We start from the raw sequence: 19,456 nt of genomic DNA, 5'->3' as shown, positions 1-19,456 counted from the left end.
ACTAAACGCAGCCTGTACGACAGACCAGCGACGCAGTTAAGCTGACACTATCTTGTTGGAGCACCCTGTTGATGCTGACCCTTGGAAATATATTCGTGCTGATGCTGTTCGCCACTGCCGGCGCATGGCTATGGCACAACCACGGCTTGCGCGAGCGCGCGCTGGAGCGGGTCAAGCAGCATTGCGGCAAACTCGGGATCGAATTGCTGGACGGCAACGTGGCCTTGAAAAGAATCGCGTTCATCAAGGATGCCAGTGGTCGGCGACGCCTGGCCCGTGTGTACAACTTCGAATTCACTGTGACCGGTGAAAGCCGGCACAACGGCACCATCACCCAGTTCGGCGCTCACAGCGCACAGATTGAGCTGGCGCCCTACCCGGTCCCGTTCGACGAGACCGAACCGGTGGTCGACGTGGCGAAACCTCGCGCGGAAGTGATCGAGCTGAGCCAGTGGCGTCAGGACCATACAAAGTGGCGGCCATGAGCCGTTAACCCGATCCGGATCGGCACGCTACCAACTCACGCTGCAGTCGTTCTGCATTCTGCGCTCCACTGAAAATCAGCTCGATACGCGAATCCTGCCGCCATTCACTGGGCTGCCAGTCCAGCACCGAGTTATCCACCGCATTCGCCGAGACCCACCCATGGGAGCTGTGGATAACCAGCTTCGCCCGCCTCCAGCCAAGGCTTTCAAGCCACCGGCCAACCAGAGCGACATCAAACACCTGGCTTGGGTGCCAACGCCATCCGATGCTCCAGCCTCCGTCCTGTTCCTGACTCAAGCAAATGGGCAACGCGGGATCGCTCCAGACCGCCGGCAACTGCGCCAAGCCCTTGGGCACGACGAAGTTATCCACACCTGCCCGCGCTTTGGCCTTCAGCCCCGGCAACTCGCTCAAGGGTAAAGCCGCCTGCTGCGTCCAGTACAGAGGGGTCGGCGGCAATTGCGCGGCGATTCGCTGGCGGCTTTCTTCTTCGAGACCTTCAGATTTGTTCAGCAGTAACAATCCCGCATGGCTCAGCGCTTGCTGTTGCGCATCCGGCAACAGTTTGCCAGCGGCGAGCGCCTGGGCGTCCAGTACCAGCACACAAGGCTGAACAGCCAATACACCTTGCCACGGCGCTTCGCTCAATTGCCTGAGCAATTGCGCCGGATGCCCCAGCCCTGAGGGTTCGATGAACAGCCGATCCGGTTGCGCCTTGCGCAACAAGCGCCCAAGACCAATCTGAAACGGCGCACCGTTGACGCAACACAAGCAGCCACCGGCCACTTCCCCCAGTGCGATACCATCGGCGTCCCGGGTCAGTAGCGCAGCGTCGAGACCGATCTGGCCAAACTCGTTGATCAACACCGCCCACCGCTCGCCAGCCGGGCGCTGGGCCAGCAGGTGCTTGATCAGGCTGGTCTTGCCGGCGCCCAACGGGCCGGCAATGACATGAGTGGGGATATTCTGCAGCATGGTTGATGATTTCTGAGGAGGTGGTGGATGCGGTTGATCGGCTTGTCGTTGCTCCTGGCACTCGTTTCAGGCGAGGCACTGGCCCAGGCGTGTGTGGTTCACAGCCAGGGCGAGCGGCTTGACGTCCAGCTTTGCCAGCAGAACCGCAACATCCCGCCAAAGCTCTTTGCCGATGGCTTCTGCCAGCCGAACCTGGCGGGGCAGAAAGTCGAAGTGCAGTATGTCGATCAATGCCCCGGCGGCGCATTTGGTATCTGCAGCAACGCCCAAGTCGCCAATATGCCCTACCGACAGGATATTCACTATTACGGCGTTGCCACCGACGCGGCGTATTTGCAGCCGTACTGCGAGGCCCAGAGTCAGGGCACCTGGCTCAAGCCTTGAAGCGCCAGTAGTGGATCAGGCAGCCTCTTCGTACCAAGGACCGAATGGATCGGGCAGCAAACGCCAGCCCTCTACGCCCAGCGCCATTTCCTCATCGGTCAGCAGGCAGGCGTCCAGCTCGGCCGTGAGTTGCGTGAAGTCGATGTTCTGGCCGATGAATACCAGTTCCTGGCGACAATCCCCGCTGTCGGCGGTCCAGTTTTTCATGATCCCGGTGGTACTTTCTTCGTCCTGCGGCCATTGGTTTTTCGGTACGAAACGCCACCAGCGCCCGGCAAAACCATAGCGCATCAAACCACCGGCCTGAGACCAACTGCCGGCGTCCATGTGCTTGCTCGCCAGCCAGAAAAAGCCTTTGGAGCGCAGCAGCTTGCCGTTGTCCCAAGGACCGTCGATGAAGTTGAAGAAACGCTGCGGATGGAACGGCCGGCGAGCCCGGTAAGCACTGGAAGCGATGCCGTACTCTTCGGTCTCCGGTACGTGTTCGCCGCGCAGTTCCTGCAACCATCCCGGTGCCTGGGCAGCCTTTTCGAAGTCAAAACGACCGGTGTTGAGAATCTTGTTCAAAGGGATTTCGCCCATCGCCATCGGAATGATTTCCGCCCGGGCGTTGAGCCGTTCAAGTATGGCGATCAGTTCTTCGCGTTGGTGGCGGCTGATCAAGTCGATCTTGCTGAGCAAAATCACATCGGCGAACTCGACTTGCTCGATCAATAGATCGGTAATTGAACGCTCGTCTTCTTCCCCAAGTGTTTCTCCTCGGGAAGCCAGGCTTTCGGCAGCCTGGTAATCGAGCAGGAAGTTCATGCCATCGACCACCGTGACCATGGTGTCGAGACGTGCGATGTCGTTGAGGCTCTGGCCGTTTTCATCGCGGAAGGTGAAGGTTTCCGCCACCGGCAGCGGTTCGGAAATACCGGTGGACTCGATCAGCAGATAGTCGAAGCGACCCTCCCTGGCGAGTTGACTCACCTCCTCCAGCAAGTCTTCACGTAACGTACAGCAAATACACCCGTTACTCATCTCCACCAACCGTTCTTCAGCCCGATTTAGGCTGACATCACGCTGGACTTCGGTGCCATCGACGTTGATTTCGCTCATATCGTTAACGATGACTGCAACTCGCAATCCATCGCGATTACGTAGTATGTAATTAAGAAGTGTACTTTTTCCGGCGCCTAGAAAGCCGGAGAGAACGGTCACGGGGAGTCGATTGGACATCTGCATATTCCTTACAGGGATGCCCGGTCGCGGTGTCGGGCTTACATAATGTTATACTGTTACAACACAAATAAACCATCCCCTCTTGCCCGGCAGAGCAAAGGACAGATTGCTGAACGCCGCTCCCTTCGTGAGAAAGCCCATGCGCAACGCCCTTAAACCTGCATTGATAATGCTTTCCCTGCTGGTGGCTGCCGACGCTATGGCCCAGGTCACGAGCCTGGCCAGATGCACCCGTAGCGCCAACCTGCTGGCCTGCGTGGATGCGGATGGTAACGCCTACAGCGTCAACACCATCGGCAGCACCATCTACCTGCGGGGTTTCGAAACGGCCGGAAAACGCTATTGGGCGCAGACCAACAGCCGCTACGGTCAGCTGACGTTTTTCACCGGTATCGCTTCCGATGGCGAGGCCTGGGTCGGTTACAACCGGCGCGTCGGCTGGACCACGATCAACCGGTTTTCCAGCTCCGGCGGCAGCAGCGCCAAGTTCACCTGCAGCCGGATCGCTGGCTGTTAGGCCGGCTTGTTTTTCTGCTCTTGCTGCCAGGCAAGGTAGCTGTTGATTGGCGGATTTTTCTGAAAGTAGCGCTGCAACCCTTCGAACAGACCGTCAGCCACCGCCTGCTGATGGCGTGCGATCACCAGCCGCTGGCTGTCGCGGGCATTGGATATGAAGCCGGTTTCCACCAGGATTGACGGCACATCCGGTGACTTCAACACCGCGAACCCCGCCTGCTCCACACGCTTCTGATGCAAGGTGGTGATACCCGCCAGGCTACCGAGCACGGTATTGCCCATCTCCAGACTGGCGGTGAGGGTGGCGTTCATCGACATGTCGAGGATGACCCCGGCGAGCATCGGATCCTTGTCCTTGAGATTCAAAAGGCTCGTCGCTCCCAGCAGGTCCGCGCCATTCTCTCGCTGCGCCATGAAGCGCGCAGTGGCGGAGGTCGCCCCTCCTTCAGACAGGCAGTACACCGACGCGCCCGATGCCGTAAGACGCGGTGCCGCATCGGCATGCTCCGAGATGAACATATCGGCATTGTGCTTGCGGGCGATGTCCACGCGCTTGCGCAACGGCACAAAGAAATCGTCATTGCGCACCAGTTTCACGTCGAATCCTTTTTCGCGTTTCAGACGCCTGGCCAGCAACTGAGCGATGGACAGCACCACATCTTTCTCACGCTCGCCCTTGGCCCCGATCGCCCCTGGATCCTTGCCGCCATGACCGGGATCGACCACCACGATGACGTCGCGCATGGGATGGGCCTTGGCTATGGCCACTGCTGGCTCCGCTGGAGACGACGATGGCAACGGTGCGCTGGTTTTCAGATCGAGCACCAGCCGGTGCCCCTGCCCATCCTGGGGCGGCAGCAGGAAGCTGTTGAGCTGTACCGGCTCGCTGAGGTCGAGGACGATCCGCGTATCACCTTTGCCGAAATGCCCGGAGCGAATCGAACGGATCACGCCATCACCCAGGGCCAACTGACTGAAGTCGCCGCTGAGGCCGGCGCCACTGAGGTCGATGATCAGCCGCTCTGGGGCACTCAGTGAGAAGGTCTTGTACTGCACGGGTCCACTCAGATCGAACACCAGCCTGAGCTTCCCATCCGAGCGCCAAAGCCGTGCGTTACGAATTTGCGTAGCCGCCGCGCCGAAGGGTAAAGCGAAGGCCGCACTGGCCAGAATCAGGTTGAGCAAGTGGCGTCTGTGCATGATGAAGGCCCGTTCATGAAAAAGGCATCGTCGATTGTATTGTTATACTATAACATACCAAATCAACTCCCACGATGGACCTGCTCATGAATGCGCTGACTCTGCCGGATATCGCCGCGCAGGCCTCACGCCAAGCCCTGCCACTGGAGTGGGTGGGCATGTGCGGCATTGCTCTACCTGTTTTGTTTGATGACCAACGATTGAATGCAAAGGTCGATGCCGGCGTGAGCCTCGACGATGGCAGCGCGCGCGGCATTCATATGTCACGGCTCTATCTGGCGCTTGAATCGCTGGAGCAGGAAAACCTTTCTCCGGCTTTATTGAGGCGGGTTCTGCAGCGCTTTCTTGAGAGCCATGAAGGGTTGTCCTGCAGCGCACACCTAACCATTCATGCCGATTTGTTGCTGAAAAGGCCGGCGCTGATCAGTCCATTGTCTGGCTGGAAAAGCTATACGGTGAACATCGAAGCGCGGTTGAAAAACGCGATGTTCCACGTGGAACTAAAAATCGATGTGCCTTATTCCTCAACCTGCCCGTGTTCCGCTGCCCTTTCTCGACAGTTGATTCAGCAGCAGTTCGTCGACGATTTCGCCAACAAGGCACTGCAACACGCCGACGTTTTAGCGTGGCTCGGCTCCACGGACGGCATCGTCGCCACACCTCACAGCCAACGCAGCAGCGCAAAGTTGCGCGTACGGTTGGCTGATTTTTTGGACGAGTTTCCTCTGATCGCCGTCATCAATGACGCCGAAGCCGCACTCGGCACCGCCGTTCAAACAGCGGTAAAACGCGCCGACGAACAGGCCTTCGCCCTGGCCAATGGTCAGAACCTGATGTTCTGCGAGGACGCCGCACGCCGTTTGAATCTGGCCCTGAAAAGCTCCACAGGCATCAACGCCTTCCACATTCGTGTCACTCACGCCGAAAGCCTGCACGCCCACGACGCCGTCGCCGAAAGTCGTTTCAACTGGGAGGTCGCATGATTGCTTGCCACGCTTTGCGCTGGGGCGCACCGGGACAGCCACTCACCCCCGCGCTGGACTTCGAACTGTCGAAGGGCAGCCTGACCGCCATCATCGGTGCGAACGGTTCCGGGAAAAGCAGTCTGTTGAAGGTCATTGCCGGCTTGCAAAAACCGTTGGCCGGGAAGGTGCGACTGAGTGTTCCAATCAAGGGCGGTGTGTCGTTTCTGCCCCAGCAACAACACCTGGACAGACAATTTCCGATCAGCCTTCAGGCATTGGTCGCCACCGGTTTCTGGGGCAACAAACAGTCACCAGATATCCGTAGCCAACGACTGAAAACCGTCCTCGAGAACTGGCGCCTGAACGGCCTGGCAGATCGACCCTTGATGGCCCTCTCCGGCGGCGAATTGCAACGCGCCCTGCTCGCCCGATTGAGCCTGACCGACGCACCCGTGCTGTTGCTCGATGAACCCCACGCGGCCCTCGATGAACTCGGCCAGGCATTGCTCTGGAAGCACATACACGATTGGCACCTCGAAGGCCGGACACTGGTGATCGTATGCCATGACCTGGCCGCTGTCCGCGAGCACATCCCATACACGTTGCTGATAAAAAGCAGCGGTTGTGCATTCGGCCCAAGCACCGAACTGATCCGCCAACAACCACAGGCACAGGTGGCCTGATGATCGCTGCCGCGCATCTTTGGCAACCGTTCCAGGAGTTCGTCTTCATGCGTCGGGCGCTGCTCGGCGGACTGGTGTTGGCGTGCAGCACGGCACCACTTGGGGTGTTTCTGATCCTCCGGCGCATGAGTCTGATCGGCGATGCCGTCGCCCACGGCATCCTTCCCGGTGCGGCTCTGGGTTTCTGGTTTGCCGGGTTGAGCCTCCCGGCGTTGACCATCGGCGGCCTCGGTGCCGGCCTGAGCATGGCCGGCCTCGCGGCCTGGATTACGCGACGCACCGGCCTGCGAGAGGACGCCAGCCTCGCGGCGATCTACCCGATATCCCTGGCCGGTGGCGTGCTGATCCTCGGCATCGCCGGCAAACGCCTGGACCTGTTGCACCTGCTGTTTGGCTCGGCTTTGGCTGTCGACGGCCCGACCTTGACTGGCATGCTTTGGGTCTCGGGCCTGAGCCTGATTGCCATGATACTGATCTACAAACCACTGCTGCTCGACACCCTCGACCCGCTTTTTCTGCAGACCGTCAGCCGACTCGGTCCACTGGCCCACGGCGTGTTCCTGACGCTGGTGGTGTTGAATCTGGTCATCGGATTCCAGGCGATCGGCGCATTGATGGTAGTCGGCCTGATGATGTTGCCTGCCGCCGCGGCACGTTTCTGGAGCCGCCGCCTGCCGGTGCTGATCGTCGTCGCTGCCTTGCTCGGCAGCCTCTCGGTGTGGCTGGGTTTATTGATCTCGTTCTATTACTCGCTGCCCAGTGGCCCGGCAATCGTGCTGGTGGCCGGTGGTGGGTATCTGTTGTCCGTGGTGTTCGGGCCGGTGCACGGCTTGCTGCGCCGCCCGCCTTTGCTCACATCCCAATGAGGTGTTACCCGATGCGCGCTTTACTCGTGCTGTTCAGCTTGATGGTGTCGATGTCGCTGTCTGCCGCCGAAAAACTCCAGGTGGTCACCAGCTTCAGCATCCTTGCCGACATGACCCGCCAGGTCGGCAAGGATCATATCCAGATCACCAACATGGTCGGCCCGGACGCGGATGCCCACACGTACGAGCCGACACCGGACGACGCCAAAGCGCTGCTCAAGGCCAGACTCATCATCAAGAACGGTCTGGGTTTCGAGCCTTGGCTGGATCGCCTGGTGACGAGCACCGAGACCAAAGCACCGGTCATCAGCGCAAGCCACGGAGTCATACCGCGTAGCCTGGATGAAGACGGTGAAACCGTTCCCGACCCGCATGCCTGGCACAACCTGGCGAACACCGAGTTGTACATCGCCAACATCACCAGGGCGCTGATCGCCGCTGACCCGGCGAACACAGCCGATTATGAGCGCAACAGTAAGGTGTACCTGAAGCAGATCTACGCCCTGCTCGCCGAAGCCAAGGCCAAGCTCGGCTCACTGCCACCGGGCAACCGCAAGATCGTGACGTCCCATGACGCCTTCGGTTATCTCGGCCAGGCCTACGGCATCGAGTTCATGGCGCCTCAAGGTCTCTCCACCGAGCGCGAACCTTCAGCCGCCGAAGTGGCCGCACTGATCACCCAGATTCGTCAGGCCAAGGTCAAGGCGGTGTTTATGGAGAACATCAAGGACGCGCGCCTGCTCAAGCAGATCGCGGATGAAAGCGGCGCGCAGATCGGCGGCACGCTGTACTCCGATGCCCTCGCGGCGAGCGGTCCGGCCAACACCTTCACCGGGTTATTCGAGTACAACCTCAACACCCTGTACAACGCTCTGAGCAAGCCATGATCCGCAAGAACCCTTCCGGAGATTTACCGCTGATTGCCGAGTCGGCCTACGTCGACAAGACAGCGATCATCTGCGGCAAAGTGGTGATCGGCGAGAACGTGTTCGTTGGGCCCTATGCCGTGATCCGTGCTGACGAAGTCGATGACTCAGGCGACATGCAGCCGATCACCATCGGCGCCAACTCGAACATCCAGGACGGCGTGGTGATCCACTCCAAATCCGGTGCGGCGGTCACCATTGGCGAGTTCAGTTCCATCGCCCACCGCTCGATCGTGCATGGTCCCTGCACCGTGGGCAATCGAGTGTTCATTGGCTTCAACAGCGTGCTGTTCAACTGCGTGGTCGGTGACGGTTGCGTGGTGCGGCACAACTCGGTGGTCGATGGTCGTGACCTGCCTGAAGCCTTCTACCTGCCCTCCACCACGCGGATCGGCCCCAACACCGACCTCTCGCAATATCCGCCGGTGAGCGTCAGTGCCTCGGAGTTTTCCGAAGACGTGGCGCGCACCAACGTCGACCTGGTGCGCGGCTACAAGGCCCTGCAAAACGAGTTCTGACGCGGGAGGCCAAAAACAGCCATCGTGTCAGGACAAACTGCCTGGCACGACAAACGTCTTAATGTTTGCCCCTACGGTTTATGCGATAACGCTCGTTAGAAGCACCTGAGTACGCCGACCATGATCCAGATCACCCTATCCGACGGTTCATTGCTTGAGTACGACCAGCCGCTGTCCGTGCACGAGGTGGCCGCCAGCATCGGCCCCGAACTGGCCAGCGCGGCTGTAGCGGGCCGAGTCAATGGTGTGCTGGTGGACTGTGAATACATGATCGAGGCGGATGCCCGGGTCAGCATTGTCACCCCCCGGGAGCCGGACGGCCTGGAGATCTTGCGCCGCTCCTGTGCCTTGATGCTGGCGATGGCGGTCAAGCAACTCCACCCGCATGCGCAAATGCGTGCGGGCAAGGAATTGGGCGACGGTTTCTTTTACGAGTTTGCCGTCGAGCCACCGCTGACCGCGGCAGACCTGCCCCTCATCGAAGCGCGCATGCAATCACTGGCATCGACCAATCACTCGATCCGTCGTCGGCAACCGCGCGAAGAGGTGTCGCTGTACCGGCTGGGGGACACCGAGTACCAGAGCCATGGACCGCATGTCCCCATCACCAAAGTCTTGCAGGCGTTTACCCTCGACCACATCAACGGCACGTTACAACAACGGATCTACGGCACCTGCTGGTCCAGCCATCAGGAACTGCAACAGTGGCGCGTTCCACCCCACGTGGTCGTTGTGAGCATGGATGATCGCCAGGCGACTTATGCACAAGCGGTGACCGAATCCTTGCGCCAACGGGGCGTGCGCGCCAGGGCCGACCTGCGTAACGAAAAAGTTCACTACAAGATTCGCCAGCACAGCCAGACCGTGCCGTATCTGGTGGTGGTGGGCGAGAAAGAACAAGCTGGGGGATTTGTCAGTGTGCGCAGCCGCACGGGGGAAGATTTTGGCCGGATGCCTGTCGAGGCGGCGTGTGAATGGTTGAGTCGGCCGGGGATTTAGGGAGCTGTGCGGACGCTTTCGCGAGCAGGCTCGCTCCCACAGAGAACGCACGATCAATGTGGGAGCTGTGCTCGCGAAGCTCTTTTAAGCTCTTGGCTTCACCGTGCCGCAATCCTGTCCCAACCAGACGGCGCGGGATTCAAGGCTGCCCTTCTGCTGAATGCCGGTGGCGTTGAACGTCCCGTTGACCTTGGTGGTGAATTCACGATCGCTGACGAATGTCGCCACGCCGGCACCTTGGGCTCGCGGGCAACTGAAGCGGAATTTCCACTGATTGCCGGAGCGGTCGGTGATTTCCTGTTTGCAGCCCGATTGCGGATCGGTCAGCGGAATGTTGTCGGTCTTGACCTGTTCCGGGGTCAGGCACGCCCGGACCCCTTTGCCGCCCATGGTGATGCCCTGTTTTTCCAGCTGTGCACGCTGCTCAGGGGTCATCTGGCTCTGGAGCTGACCGAGGATCAATTGCAGGTCCGGCATATTCTGCTCATCGACCTTCATGTTGCTCGTGGTCAGCTCCCACAATCCCGGTTGCAGCATTTGCGCGTGAGCCGCCACAGGAAGTGCCAAACCCAGTGCCATGGCCAAACCCAGCAGACGAACGTTCATCGAGTAACTCCTGATCAGTAGTGGCCGTTAGACGTCAGCCGCAGGCTTCGGTTCATGGGCCAATTAATTAGCGACATTCTGCACGGAACATGGTCTGTTAAGCACTGAATCTTCAGGAGCAAGGCAGCCCCCATGGATTACTTCGGACCGCATATTTTCGGTTATACCATCGCCCTGCTGCACTCGTTGGGCATGATCGCGGCCATACACGCCGTGTTGACCGTCCGTACCGCCCAAGGCGCGATCGCCTGGGCCCTGTCGCTGTTTTTCATCCCTTACCTCACACTGATCCCGTACCTGGTGTTCGGCCGCAGCACGTTCGATGGCTACATCAAGGCCCGGCGGCAGGCCAACGAGGAAATGCGCAAGGCCATCTCCGAACTCAACTGGCGACCCTGGGTGGAAGAAGCACTCACCGCCCGCGCCTCCTCGGCATATGCCTCACTCAGAGCGCTGCCGAAGCTGGGACACATGCCGTGCCTGGCCAACAACGAGATGCGGCTGTTGATCAACGGCCAGCAGACATTCGACGCCATTTTCGATTCCATCAGCCAGGCGAAAGAAGCCGTGCTGATCCAGTTTTTCATCGTTCACGACGACCGCCTGGGCCAACGCCTGCAAACCCTGCTATTGAAAAAAGCCGCCGAAGGCGTGGCGGTTTACCTGTTGTATGACCGAATTGGCAGCCACTCCCTGCCCCACGGCTACGTGCAGACCTTGCGTGATGGCGGGGTCGAGGTCAAAGCCTTTGCCACCCGCAGTGGCTGGCTCAATCGCTTTCAGGTGAACTTCCGCAACCACCGCAAGATCGTGGTGGTGGACGGCATTCTGGGCTTCGTTGGCGGGCACAACGTCGGTGACGAATACATGGGTGAGAAGCCGCCCCTGGCACCATGGCGCGATACACACGTGCAAGTACGCGGGCCGGTGGTGGCTTGCATGCAGGAGTCTTTCGCTGAAGACTGGTTCTGGGCGGCTCGTGCACTGCCGCCGCTGATCCTGCCCGAGGTTTATCCGGAAGACGGCGTGCTGTGCCAATTGCTCGCCAGCGGGCCGGCCGATGCCTACGAAACCTGTTCACTGTTCTTTGTCGAAGCCATCCATGCGGCGACGGAACGAGTCTGGATTACCAGCCCGTATTTCATCCCCGACGAAGCCGTGTCCGCAGCTTTGCGCCTGGCGGTATTGCGTGGCGTGGATGTGCGCCTGCTGTTGCCGTCCCGGCCTGACCACCGGATCGTCTACGCCGCCTCCAGCCTCTATGCCTTCGAAGCGGTGCGCGCCGGCGTGCGGGTATTCCGTTACCAACCCGGATTCCTGCATCAGAAAGTGGTGTTGATCGACAGCGAATTCAGCGCCATCGGCAGCGCCAACATGGACAACCGTTCGTTCCGGCTGAATTTCGAAGTGATGTTGCTCACCGTCGATAGCGCGTTCGCCGCCGAGGTGGAACAGATGCTCAACGATGACTTTGCCAACGCCCACGAAATCGCCAAAGAAGAAGGCCGGGAGACCCACCGCCTGCAGCAGGTCGGCATGCGGGTCGCCCGGCTTATTTCACCGATTCTCTAGAGGTAGATATCGTCGCGGGTCCAGGGCAGTTCATGACTGCCATCGGCGTGGGCCTTCACGGCGAGAATCTGGTGCAGGTTGATCCAGCCACGGGCGAAGGCGTAAGCGCAACCGGCCAGGTACAGCCGCCAGATGCGCAGGGCTTGCTCCGGTACGAGTTTGGAGGCCGCTTCGAGGTTGTCTTCCAGGCGTTCGCTCCAGTGATCGAGCGTGCGTGCGTAGTGCAGGCGCAAGCTCTCGACGTCGACGATTTCCAGCCCGGCCTCACTGATCTCCGCAGAGATCATCGACAGGTGCGGCAGCTCGCCGTTGGGGAACACATATTTCCCGATGAAATCACCGGCACCACGCCCCACCGGACGGCCATCGGTGTATTTGGCGGTGATCCCGTGGTTCATCACCAGGCCGCCCTCTTTCACCGCGTCGAACAGGGTCTTGCAGTACTCGGCAAGATTGGCGTGGCCGACGTGTTCGAACATGCCGACGCTGACCACCTTGTCGAAGCGGCCATCCTGCGGCAGATCGCGATAGTCGAGCAGTTGCAGTTCGACCAGATCCTCCAGGCCCTCCGCTTTTACGCGCTCCCGGGCCAAGGCCAACTGCTCCTTGCTGAGGGTGATACCGAACACTTTCGCGCCAAATTCTCGCGCAGCAAAACGCGCCAATCCGCCCCAACCACAACCCACATCCAGCAGATATTCGCCGGGCTGCAGGCGCAGCTTGCGACACAAATGACGGAACTTGGCTTGCTGGGCCTGCTCGAGGCTTTCGCTGCCGGTCTCGAAATAAGCGCAGGAATACGCCATGTCGCTGTCGAGCCACAGCTGATAGAACGCGTTGGAAAGGTCGTAGTGGTAGGAAATCGCCTTGGCATCTGTCTCTTTGTCGTGGACCGTACGGACAGGCTGATCGTCGTCTTCATTGAGCAACGCCTGGCTCCATTCATCGCAGACGCGGATCACATCGCTGATGGAGCCTTCGAGTTCCAGTTTGCCTTCGACAAATGCAGCGCCAAGGGCATCCAGGCTTGGATGGGTAAACTGGGCGACCATTTGTGGGTCCTTGACCACAATCGTGACACTGGGTGTCGGCCCCAGATTGAATTCATGGCCATCCCAGAGTCTCAGGCGAAGCGGTAGCTGCAGATTCTGTAAGGCCGGTGGAAGATGCGCGAGCATGGAGAATCCCCCTTGTTTCAGACGTCTAAACAGAGGGTAGACCATCTTTGAAAAATAGCTGGCTATCGAATCAATAGCCGTTTTCAATGAATCGCGATGCCCAAACCGGCCGCCGCGAACGCACAAAAATGATGTGCCCTCATCTTCAATGACTACGAACCGGGCGCACAGTTCTAAAAAGTTGAAGCCCCGTGATTACCCGGTTTAGAGCGTTCTCCTTCAGGTTTCGTCCTTGAGCTTGAGCAACGGCTCCTGGAACCGCAGCAAACGACCGGCATTGCCCAACACCAGCAAGGTGCTGAGGTTATGCAGCAACGCCGCAATCATCGCCCCGGCAGCGCCAAGCCAGCCGAACGCGGCGAAGGCTACGATCGCCAGGGTCCAGCCCAGTCCGATGATCACATTGACCTGCAACGTCTGGCGGCACTGACGACTCAGGCGCACGCAGGTGCCGAGGCGGCGCAGGTCACTGCCGATCAGCACGATGTCCGCCGATGCCAGGGCGATGTCTGCACCACCGGCGCCCATGGCCACCCCCACCACACCAGCCTTGAGGGCCAGGGAGTCGTTGATGCCATCGCCGACCACCATCGGCCGGAAGCCGCTGTCGATTTCCTTGAGCACGCGGTTGAGTTTGTCTTCGGGCAAGGCTTGCGCTTCGACGTCACTGATCCCGACATCCCGGGCCAGCGTTTGCGCGACGCTGTGCCGGTCACCGGTGAGCAACAACTGGCGGCCCAAACCCAGTTCACGCAGTTCGCTCAAGGCAAACTGTGCCTCGGGTTTGACGCTGTCGGCCAACAACAGCCACGCGAGGAATTCACCGTTGAGCGCCAACCCGGCAATCGGTCCGTCGTGATCGGGCACCGCCGATGTGCTGATGCCCAGTTGCGCGAACAACTCCGGCCGGCCGAGCGCTGCCTCACCCTGCCCGGTCATCGCCACCACGCCCAGGCCCTGACGCTCATGGATGTCAGAAAGCAGCAGGAAATGCTCCTGGGTCACCAACCCCGCGAGCGCACGGCTGACCGGGTGACTGCTGGCGGAGCCGAGGCTGGCAGCCAGCTTCAGGACATGGCTGCGATCCTCCAGCGGACTGTCGATGGATTGCAGTCGCAATGTACCGAAGGTCAGCGTCCCGGTCTTGTCGACTACCAGCGAGGTGAGGTCCGCCAACTCTTCAAGGAACGCGGAACTGCGGATCAAAATACCGTGACGCGCCGCCACTGCCACTCCGGCAATCGCGGTGGCCGGTGCCGACAACACCAGTGCACAAGGACAGGCCGCCACCAACACCGCGAGCATCGCTTGAGCGTTGTTGGTGATGAACCAGGTCACGGCCGCCAACAGCAAGACCAGCACCATATAGCTGCCGGCGTAACGCTCCAGCAGACGAGTGATCGGCGGTTTCGAGCGCTCGGCGTTTTGCATCAGGGCGATGACTTTGCCGAGGGTCGACTCATGGCCGGTACGGGTCACTTCGATTCGCAGCAGGCCATCGAGGTTGATCGCGCCACCGAACACCGACATGCCGACGCCCGACTCCATCGGTACCGATTCGCCGGTAATGGAAGCAGTGTCGAGACTGGCCTGACCGGACAACACCCGGCCATCCGCCGGCACCCGGTCCCCAGCTCGCACCTCGACCAGATCGCCAGCTTTGAGTGTGCCGTTGTCGACTTCGATGATGGAACCGTCCGCCTGAATCTTTCGCGCGTGGCTGCGGGTCAGTTTACCGAGGGCGTGAATCGCTTCCTGGGAACCGATCACGCTACGCTCTTCCAGCACGTGGCCGAAGATCATGATGATCGGCAACAACGCCGCCGTCAGCAGATCCCCGGTGGCCCAGGCACCTAGCATGGCCAAGGCAATCAATTGATCGGTGATGCCGTGCAGGCTTGGATATCGCAAGCTGTACCAGGCCGAGCGCATGACCGGCACGGCGACCAGCAGCGAGGCAAAACCCAGCAGCAACTGACTGACGCCATTTTGCTCGGGCGCGAGCCAACGCCAGATCAGTCCCAGGGCAAGCAGGCCCAATGCGAGCATGGCCAGTGTCAGTTGACGCGCGGCCCGGCGCTGTTCGGTCGAAGACAACAGGCTCGGTGCCGCGGCAGTTTGAGCGGTCATTGTGCAGCTCCCTGAATGATCAGGCGGGAATCGTCTTTAGGGTCGACCGTCGTGACGGAACCGGCCTGGCCGAGGATTTTCGGCATTCGTTCACGGTAAATACGCAACAGCATTTGCGGATCAGTCCCCTGTTGTTGCGCCTTGGCCAGGCTTAACACAGTGGCCGTGTCAGCCGACGCCTTGGCCAGTCGTTCACTCGCCTGGGCATGGGCCACCTGCAGCGTGCGGTCGGCTTGCTCGTTGGCGGTCTGCGTGAGTTTCTCGGCTTCGGTGCGTGCATTGGCGACGGCCTTATCGGCTTGCTGGCTGGCCGTCAGTACCGCGTTGAAAGCGTTCACCGCAGGACTGGGCAGACTCGATTGCACATCGACCCGCGCCACTTCGATCCCCAAGCCTTGCCCGGTTGCAGTGAGTTCGGCCAGCCGTTGATTGATGCCCTGCACCAGATCACCACGCAAGCGCTCGCGTCTTTCCGCCGCCTGGCTATCGGCGCCGATCAATTCCGGGCGAGCAACCAGGATAGTATCCAGATCCCGTGCGGCCGTGAGCGCAACTGCACTGCGGGTTACCAGTCGGTCCAGCGCCGGCAACACGTGTTCGCCCTGGAGCACGAATGCATAGGGCTCGGTGACTTTGTAGAAAACCCGCACATCGAGTTGCACCACACCGGCATCACCCGTTAACAGATAGCCGGAGCCTGCGAGGGCATCGCTGATGGGCGTGGCAAAACTGGCCACGCGATCTGCCTGCATCGCGGTACCACTGCGCAACAGACTGTCCACTCGACGCTCGATCACCCGATCTGCCGCTGGCAACAAAATCACCTGCTCGAAGGGTTGAGGCCAGGCCAATAACAGCCCGGCATTCTGAATGCGATCCAGCGCGCCGAAATGCAAAACCACCGCGCGATTTTGCGGATCGATCTGCCGCACATTGGAAAACGCCCACGCCAATGCCGCCAACACCGTTACCGCATACAGGGCAATAAATGCCAAGCGCCCGGCCTGAATCCAGGGGCTACTCAACTCATTTGTTCCACGTGGAACCAAACTCATGGCTGCGATCCGGATTTGTTGTCGAGGCTCGGCGGACCGTCAACCAACACGCGGAATGGTGCGGCGTCGGTGCGCAGAATCAGCTTGGTCCCCGGCGTCACCACCGTTCCCAAGGTGTCGAGCGAGCGCAGCAGGTTGTAGAGCTGTGGTGATCCAGCATAGGCACGACCATAAATCTGCGCCGCTTCGACACGCGATTGCGCTTCGATATCTGCCGCTTTCACTGTGGCATCGGCCTGCACGATCCGCGCATCACGTTCGGCGGCGGAACGAATTTGCGCGGCTTCACGCTTGCCGATCGCCGTGCGTTCAGTAGCGATGGTTTCACGCTCGGCGCGCATCCGGTCGACAGTCGCGGTGAGCGTCACCGAAGGTAGCGTCAATCGTTCGATACCGACCTGCAACACGCGCACGCCATAAGTGGTGAGCAGCTGCTGATCGATTTGCTTGCGCAGTTGTGCTTCGAAATCGGCGATGCGTACTTGGCTGGCATCGGTATTGACCAGGTTCGCCAAATCAAAACTGCTGGCGGTGGTTTCCAGTGCGGAGCCGACAAAGGTGCGGATCTGCCGCGCAGCTTCATCGGGTTGGTTCTGCACCGCGCGCATGAAACGTTGCACGTTGTCCGAATCACCCTGCACCTGCCAAGCCACGTAGGCCTGAACGATGATGCGCAAACCGTCCCGGGTGCCGACATCCTGCAAACCGCTGGACGTGGTGCGCAACCGCAGATCCACCGGGATCGCCGCCTCGAACGGTGCCGGCCAACGCCAGCCCAGTCCCGGTTCCAGCAAAACTCGCGATGGATTGCCGAAGCGTGTGATCACTGTGGCTTCCCCCGAACGCACCTGCACCAGGCTCGCGGCAGCGACCGCAAACGCCACCAGCAATGCAGCCCAACCCATACGGCGCCATGGAAACGGTCCGGCCTCCTGAGGATCGCCGTGGTGATGATGGTGATGGCCGTGGTGGTGATGCCCGCCATGGCCGTGATCGTGGCCGGCGTGGTCATCGTGATCATGAGTATGGGACTGGCTCAATTGGCAGCTCCTGGCTGAGCGGTTTTACGCGACGGCGCAGGGTCAACCGGCAGCGTGAACGTACGGAGGTCGATGGTCGGCGCATTGCTGCTGCCGCCCAGTCGATGATCGAGAACCAGCAATTTGGCGTTGGCCAAACCCTGGGACAACTGGCTGAAATACTGCTCCAGCACGAAGGCCTGGCCAGCGCTGGCATAGGCTTTTTGCTCGGCGTTGAATTTCAGGTCCGCCGCCTGGGCGCCTGCATTGATCTCTCGGGCGCTGGCCGTCGCCTGATCGCGGGCGATGCTGGCCTGCAACTGCGCCTGGTTGGTGGCCTCGGCAGCGGCGCCGCGTTCACGGGCGATCAAGGCTTGCGCACCTATCTGCGCCGCTTGCACGCCGTGATAGGCGTTGGCTGCACCGGCCGGAGGGTGAATCGCCTCGACCACCGTGGCGAGAATTTCCACGCCACTGTCGAGCTTTCGCAAGTCAGCCTGGACGGCGCGGCCGATTTCTTCGGCCAGCCCTACCCTATCCTCGCCCAGCAAACCGTCGAGGGTGCGCGAAGCGAAGTCGTGAACCAGGATTCGGCTGGCGGTGCTGCGAATCAACATCGGCACATCGGCACTGTTATAGGTCGCGGCCAACGCCGCCTGATCGGTCAGGCCAATGCGATAGACGAAGCGCACGTCCATGTTGACGATCTGAAAACTCTGCTTGTCGGCTCGGCTGCTGGCAATCACCTGGGATTTGTCGTTCACATGGCTGGCGTCCCACAAACGATTGGCAATTGCCGGGGCCGGGCCTTCGGCGGGGTCGGCCTGAGCGGGGGCCGAGGTTTCGCCAACACTGGTGGCCAACTCGTGAACCACGCCATTTTCGACGCTCAACACCCGGCCCAATGGCCAAGGCAAACCCATATGCAAACCTGGGCCGAACACCTCCACTGGCTTGCCGAATCGCTCGTAGATGCCACGCCCTTGCAGGGCAATTTCGTGAATGCCGGTCAGCGACCAGCCAACCAGCGAAACCACCGCCAACACCGGCAGGAATGCCCGGCGCATATAAGTGAAGGCCCAGATTTGCCGCAGATCGATGCCGAAGCGGTTATGCAATTCGTGCTGCAACGCCAGCAATGGCTGTGGTGGCCAGCGCAGCATGTCAGCGACAACGCTGCGCGCCAGTAGCTCCGGCTCAAGGCGTTCGCGGCGCGGGCTGAACAATGACAACAGCGCACGCAGCAACAGTTCTGCCGCCACCAGCCCCGGCAGCAGTCCGATCAACACCGCCAGGCGTACGGGCCATACTGAAGTTTCATCGGCAAACAACAGACAAAAAGCACCGAGTACCAGGCTGATGATTGCCACACGGGTCAATTGTGCCAACGCAGCGGCTTCCGGCCATTGCGCGGTGTTTTCCTGCGCCAGATGGCGCTCCATCACCAATAGGCCGAACGCCAACAGCAAAAAGCACGCAGCCCCGACAGTGGCCGCCAGGCCCAGCGCTGCCGAGGGCAACGTGAGGTTCCACGCCTGTTCGACGCCCAATACCGCCAGCAATGCCCAGCCGCCAAGCCACAGCGTCGGCGCGCCAATTTGTCCGAGCAAGTGTTGAGATTGCCGGCCGATCCGGTCCAGCAAGCGTTCATACCACCCGGTAGGCGCGACAGACTCGTCGACAACCACCACCGGCACCACGGGATTCATGGCGCGGGCACGCCACTGGGCGACCCACCAGGCCGATTGCAAACCCGCCATCAACACGACAAACGCCATGCTCAGGTTCAACAGCAACGCTGGCCACAATGTTTGCGACGTAAACAGCCCGGCAAACAACGCCAGCAGCACACCCACCGTCGCAAGTACGCCCGCACCGATGGCGAACTGGCGCAAACGCCGCCCTTGAATGAACGCCTGCTGAAAGCGCGGCAACCCGGCTAACGGCGTTTCATCAACATCGAGATCGACTTGCATACCACTCCAGAGTGTCTTCGCTTACAGGGCAGTTCGTTACGATATAACGAAAATGGTGAAATTTCCGTATTCAGGCGCGCTATCTAAAGATGCCCAACCTGTCGCTTACCTGAAGCCTTGACCGAAATGCGACAGAATGCACATATTACGTTCGTAATTTTATCCAGTAACTACTTTT

General features: G+C 60.3%; 19 protein-coding genes. 10 read left to right on the top strand and 9 right to left on the bottom strand.

The features are described from left to right. Positions 1–71: 71 nt before the first annotated feature. A complete protein-coding gene (locus AC1DWG_RS00785; RefSeq protein WP_056726805.1) occupies positions 72–485 on the top strand; it encodes a DUF3301 domain-containing protein in 414 nt (137 codons plus the stop codon). A gap of 4 nt (positions 486–489) precedes the next feature. Here AC1DWG_RS00785 and AC1DWG_RS00780 read toward each other — a convergent pair whose 3' ends face one another. Further along, positions 490–1,461, bottom strand: a complete 972-nt coding sequence (locus AC1DWG_RS00780) for a CobW family GTP-binding protein (protein ID WP_477787131.1) — start codon at positions 1,459–1,461, stop codon at positions 490–492. A gap of 27 nt (positions 1,462–1,488) precedes the next feature. Between AC1DWG_RS00780 and AC1DWG_RS00775 the strand changes: the two genes are divergently transcribed. After that, on the top strand, positions 1,489–1,845 hold the full coding sequence (locus AC1DWG_RS00775) for an NADH:ubiquinone oxidoreductase (RefSeq protein ID WP_477763075.1): 357 nt from the start codon (positions 1,489–1,491) through the stop codon (positions 1,843–1,845). A 15-nt stretch (positions 1,846–1,860) separates the two neighbouring features. Here AC1DWG_RS00775 and zigA read toward each other — a convergent pair whose 3' ends face one another. Then, positions 1,861–3,066: a zinc metallochaperone GTPase ZigA gene (zigA, locus tag AC1DWG_RS00770; protein WP_477763076.1), complete on the bottom strand. Its 1,206-nt coding sequence runs from the start codon at positions 3,064–3,066 to the stop codon at positions 1,861–1,863. Positions 3,067–3,208: 142 nt separating this feature from the next. Here zigA and AC1DWG_RS00765 point away from each other — a divergent pair, with 142 nt between their 5' ends. After that, positions 3,209–3,586: a glutamine synthetase gene (locus AC1DWG_RS00765; RefSeq protein ID WP_477787130.1), complete on the top strand. Its 378-nt coding sequence runs from the start codon at positions 3,209–3,211 to the stop codon at positions 3,584–3,586. Here AC1DWG_RS00765 and AC1DWG_RS00760 read toward each other — a convergent pair. Further along, complete coding sequence (locus AC1DWG_RS00760) at positions 3,583–4,785, bottom strand: N-acetylmuramoyl-L-alanine amidase (RefSeq protein ID WP_477787129.1); 1,203 nt, start codon at positions 4,783–4,785, stop codon at positions 3,583–3,585. The genes AC1DWG_RS00765 and AC1DWG_RS00760 overlap by 4 nt on opposite strands. Before the next feature lie 86 nt (positions 4,786–4,871). Between AC1DWG_RS00760 and folE2 the strand changes: the two genes are divergently transcribed. The 6 genes from folE2 to AC1DWG_RS00730 all read left to right on the top strand — a co-directional run bounded on the left by folE2 (position 4,872) and on the right by AC1DWG_RS00730 (position 9,742). Continuing rightward, entirely contained in the window at positions 4,872–5,768 is an 897-nt protein-coding gene (gene folE2, locus AC1DWG_RS00755) for a GTP cyclohydrolase FolE2 (RefSeq protein ID WP_477763079.1), read from the top strand. Continuing rightward, positions 5,765–6,433: a metal ABC transporter ATP-binding protein gene (locus AC1DWG_RS00750; protein WP_477763080.1), complete on the top strand. Its 669-nt coding sequence runs from the start codon at positions 5,765–5,767 to the stop codon at positions 6,431–6,433. Before folE2 ends, AC1DWG_RS00750 begins: the two co-directional genes overlap by 4 nt. Then, positions 6,433–7,299: a metal ABC transporter permease gene (locus AC1DWG_RS00745; protein WP_477763081.1), complete on the top strand. Its 867-nt coding sequence runs from the start codon at positions 6,433–6,435 to the stop codon at positions 7,297–7,299. The genes AC1DWG_RS00750 and AC1DWG_RS00745 overlap by 1 nt, the downstream gene beginning before the upstream one ends. An 11-nt stretch (positions 7,300–7,310) precedes the next feature. Then, positions 7,311–8,186 carry a metal ABC transporter substrate-binding protein gene (locus AC1DWG_RS00740; protein WP_477787128.1) on the top strand — a complete coding sequence of 292 codons (876 nt, stop codon included), beginning with the start codon at positions 7,311–7,313 and terminating at the stop codon, positions 8,184–8,186. Next, positions 8,183–8,743: a gamma carbonic anhydrase family protein gene (locus tag AC1DWG_RS00735; RefSeq protein ID WP_477787127.1), complete on the top strand. Its 561-nt coding sequence runs from the start codon at positions 8,183–8,185 to the stop codon at positions 8,741–8,743. Before AC1DWG_RS00740 ends, AC1DWG_RS00735 begins: the two co-directional genes overlap by 4 nt. A gap of 120 nt (positions 8,744–8,863) precedes the next feature. Continuing rightward, positions 8,864–9,742, top strand: coding sequence for a His/Gly/Thr/Pro-type tRNA ligase C-terminal domain-containing protein (locus tag AC1DWG_RS00730; protein WP_477787126.1), 879 nt, complete (start codon positions 8,864–8,866; stop codon positions 9,740–9,742). Positions 9,743–9,826: 84 nt separating this feature from the next. Here AC1DWG_RS00730 and AC1DWG_RS00725 read toward each other — a convergent pair whose 3' ends face one another. Further along, positions 9,827–10,348, bottom strand: a complete 522-nt coding sequence (locus tag AC1DWG_RS00725; protein WP_477763085.1) for a DUF3617 domain-containing protein — start codon at positions 10,346–10,348, stop codon at positions 9,827–9,829. Between the two features lie 132 nt (positions 10,349–10,480). On the opposite strand from AC1DWG_RS00725, the gene cls reads away from it, so the two are divergent. Continuing rightward, positions 10,481–11,920, top strand: a complete 1,440-nt coding sequence (gene cls / locus AC1DWG_RS00720) for a cardiolipin synthase (protein WP_477763086.1) — start codon at positions 10,481–10,483, stop codon at positions 11,918–11,920. Here cls and cfaB read toward each other — a convergent pair. The 5 genes from cfaB to hflK (AC1DWG_RS00695) all read right to left on the bottom strand — a co-directional run bounded on the left by cfaB (position 11,917) and on the right by hflK (AC1DWG_RS00695) (position 19,278). Next, positions 11,917–13,098 carry a C17 cyclopropane fatty acid synthase CfaB gene (gene cfaB, locus AC1DWG_RS00715; RefSeq protein WP_477763087.1) on the bottom strand — a complete coding sequence of 394 codons (1,182 nt, stop codon included), beginning with the start codon at positions 13,096–13,098 and terminating at the stop codon, positions 11,917–11,919. The two genes, cls and cfaB, sit on opposite strands and share 4 nt — an antisense overlap. Before the next feature lie 219 nt (positions 13,099–13,317). Beyond that, the gene (locus AC1DWG_RS00710; protein ID WP_477787125.1) at positions 13,318–15,228 is read right to left on the bottom strand and encodes a cation-translocating P-type ATPase; all 1,911 of its coding nucleotides are present in this window, start codon (positions 15,226–15,228) and stop codon (positions 13,318–13,320) included. Beyond that, a complete protein-coding gene (gene hflK, locus AC1DWG_RS00705) occupies positions 15,225–16,283 on the bottom strand; it encodes a protease modulator HflK (protein ID WP_477763089.1) in 1,059 nt (352 codons plus the stop codon). The genes AC1DWG_RS00710 and hflK (AC1DWG_RS00705) overlap by 4 nt, the downstream gene beginning before the upstream one ends. Beyond that, positions 16,280–17,323, bottom strand: a complete 1,044-nt coding sequence (hflC, locus tag AC1DWG_RS00700) for a protease modulator HflC (protein WP_477752220.1) — start codon at positions 17,321–17,323, stop codon at positions 16,280–16,282. Before hflC ends, hflK (AC1DWG_RS00705) begins: the two co-directional genes overlap by 4 nt. Further along, positions 17,320–19,278, bottom strand: a complete 1,959-nt coding sequence (hflK, locus tag AC1DWG_RS00695; RefSeq protein ID WP_477787124.1) for a protease modulator HflK — start codon at positions 19,276–19,278, stop codon at positions 17,320–17,322. The genes hflC and hflK (AC1DWG_RS00695) overlap by 4 nt, the downstream gene beginning before the upstream one ends. Between the last annotated feature and the right edge of the window lie 178 nt (positions 19,279–19,456).

Source organism: Pseudomonas sp. P4_B3 (genome assembly GCF_056402295.1).
Note: the sequence above shows the minus strand (reverse complement) of the source record. Positions and strands in the feature narration are given on the sequence as shown.

What these genes read in the sequence shown, in the direction of transcription:
- cfaB (WP_477763087.1), bottom strand. Translation starts at nt 13,098, where the DNA reads ATGCTCGCGCATCTTCCACCGGCCTTACAGAATCTGCAGCTACCGCTT.
- zigA (WP_477763076.1), bottom strand. Translation starts at nt 3,066, where the DNA reads ATGTCCAATCGACTCCCCGTGACCGTTCTCTCCGGCTTTCTAGGCGCC.
- AC1DWG_RS00785 (WP_056726805.1), top strand. Translation starts at nt 72, where the DNA reads ATGCTGACCCTTGGAAATATATTCGTGCTGATGCTGTTCGCCACTGCC.
- AC1DWG_RS00740 (WP_477787128.1), top strand. Translation starts at nt 7,311, where the DNA reads ATGCGCGCTTTACTCGTGCTGTTCAGCTTGATGGTGTCGATGTCGCTG.
- AC1DWG_RS00765 (WP_477787130.1), top strand. Translation starts at nt 3,209, where the DNA reads ATGCGCAACGCCCTTAAACCTGCATTGATAATGCTTTCCCTGCTGGTG.
- AC1DWG_RS00780 (WP_477787131.1), bottom strand. Translation starts at nt 1,461, where the DNA reads ATGCTGCAGAATATCCCCACTCATGTCATTGCCGGCCCGTTGGGCGCC.
- hflK (WP_477763089.1), bottom strand. Translation starts at nt 16,283, where the DNA reads ATGAGTTTGGTTCCACGTGGAACAAATGAGTTGAGTAGCCCCTGGATT.
- AC1DWG_RS00750 (WP_477763080.1), top strand. Translation starts at nt 5,765, where the DNA reads ATGATTGCTTGCCACGCTTTGCGCTGGGGCGCACCGGGACAGCCACTC.
- AC1DWG_RS00760 (WP_477787129.1), bottom strand. Translation starts at nt 4,785, where the DNA reads ATGCACAGACGCCACTTGCTCAACCTGATTCTGGCCAGTGCGGCCTTC.
- AC1DWG_RS00775 (WP_477763075.1), top strand. Translation starts at nt 1,489, where the DNA reads ATGCGGTTGATCGGCTTGTCGTTGCTCCTGGCACTCGTTTCAGGCGAG.
- AC1DWG_RS00730 (WP_477787126.1), top strand. Translation starts at nt 8,864, where the DNA reads ATGATCCAGATCACCCTATCCGACGGTTCATTGCTTGAGTACGACCAG.
- cls (WP_477763086.1), top strand. Translation starts at nt 10,481, where the DNA reads ATGGATTACTTCGGACCGCATATTTTCGGTTATACCATCGCCCTGCTG.
- AC1DWG_RS00725 (WP_477763085.1), bottom strand. Translation starts at nt 10,348, where the DNA reads ATGAACGTTCGTCTGCTGGGTTTGGCCATGGCACTGGGTTTGGCACTT.
- hflK (WP_477787124.1), bottom strand. Translation starts at nt 19,278, where the DNA reads ATGCAAGTCGATCTCGATGTTGATGAAACGCCGTTAGCCGGGTTGCCG.
- folE2 (WP_477763079.1), top strand. Translation starts at nt 4,872, where the DNA reads ATGAATGCGCTGACTCTGCCGGATATCGCCGCGCAGGCCTCACGCCAA.
- AC1DWG_RS00735 (WP_477787127.1), top strand. Translation starts at nt 8,183, where the DNA reads ATGATCCGCAAGAACCCTTCCGGAGATTTACCGCTGATTGCCGAGTCG.
- AC1DWG_RS00745 (WP_477763081.1), top strand. Translation starts at nt 6,433, where the DNA reads ATGATCGCTGCCGCGCATCTTTGGCAACCGTTCCAGGAGTTCGTCTTC.
- AC1DWG_RS00710 (WP_477787125.1), bottom strand. Translation starts at nt 15,228, where the DNA reads ATGACCGCTCAAACTGCCGCGGCACCGAGCCTGTTGTCTTCGACCGAA.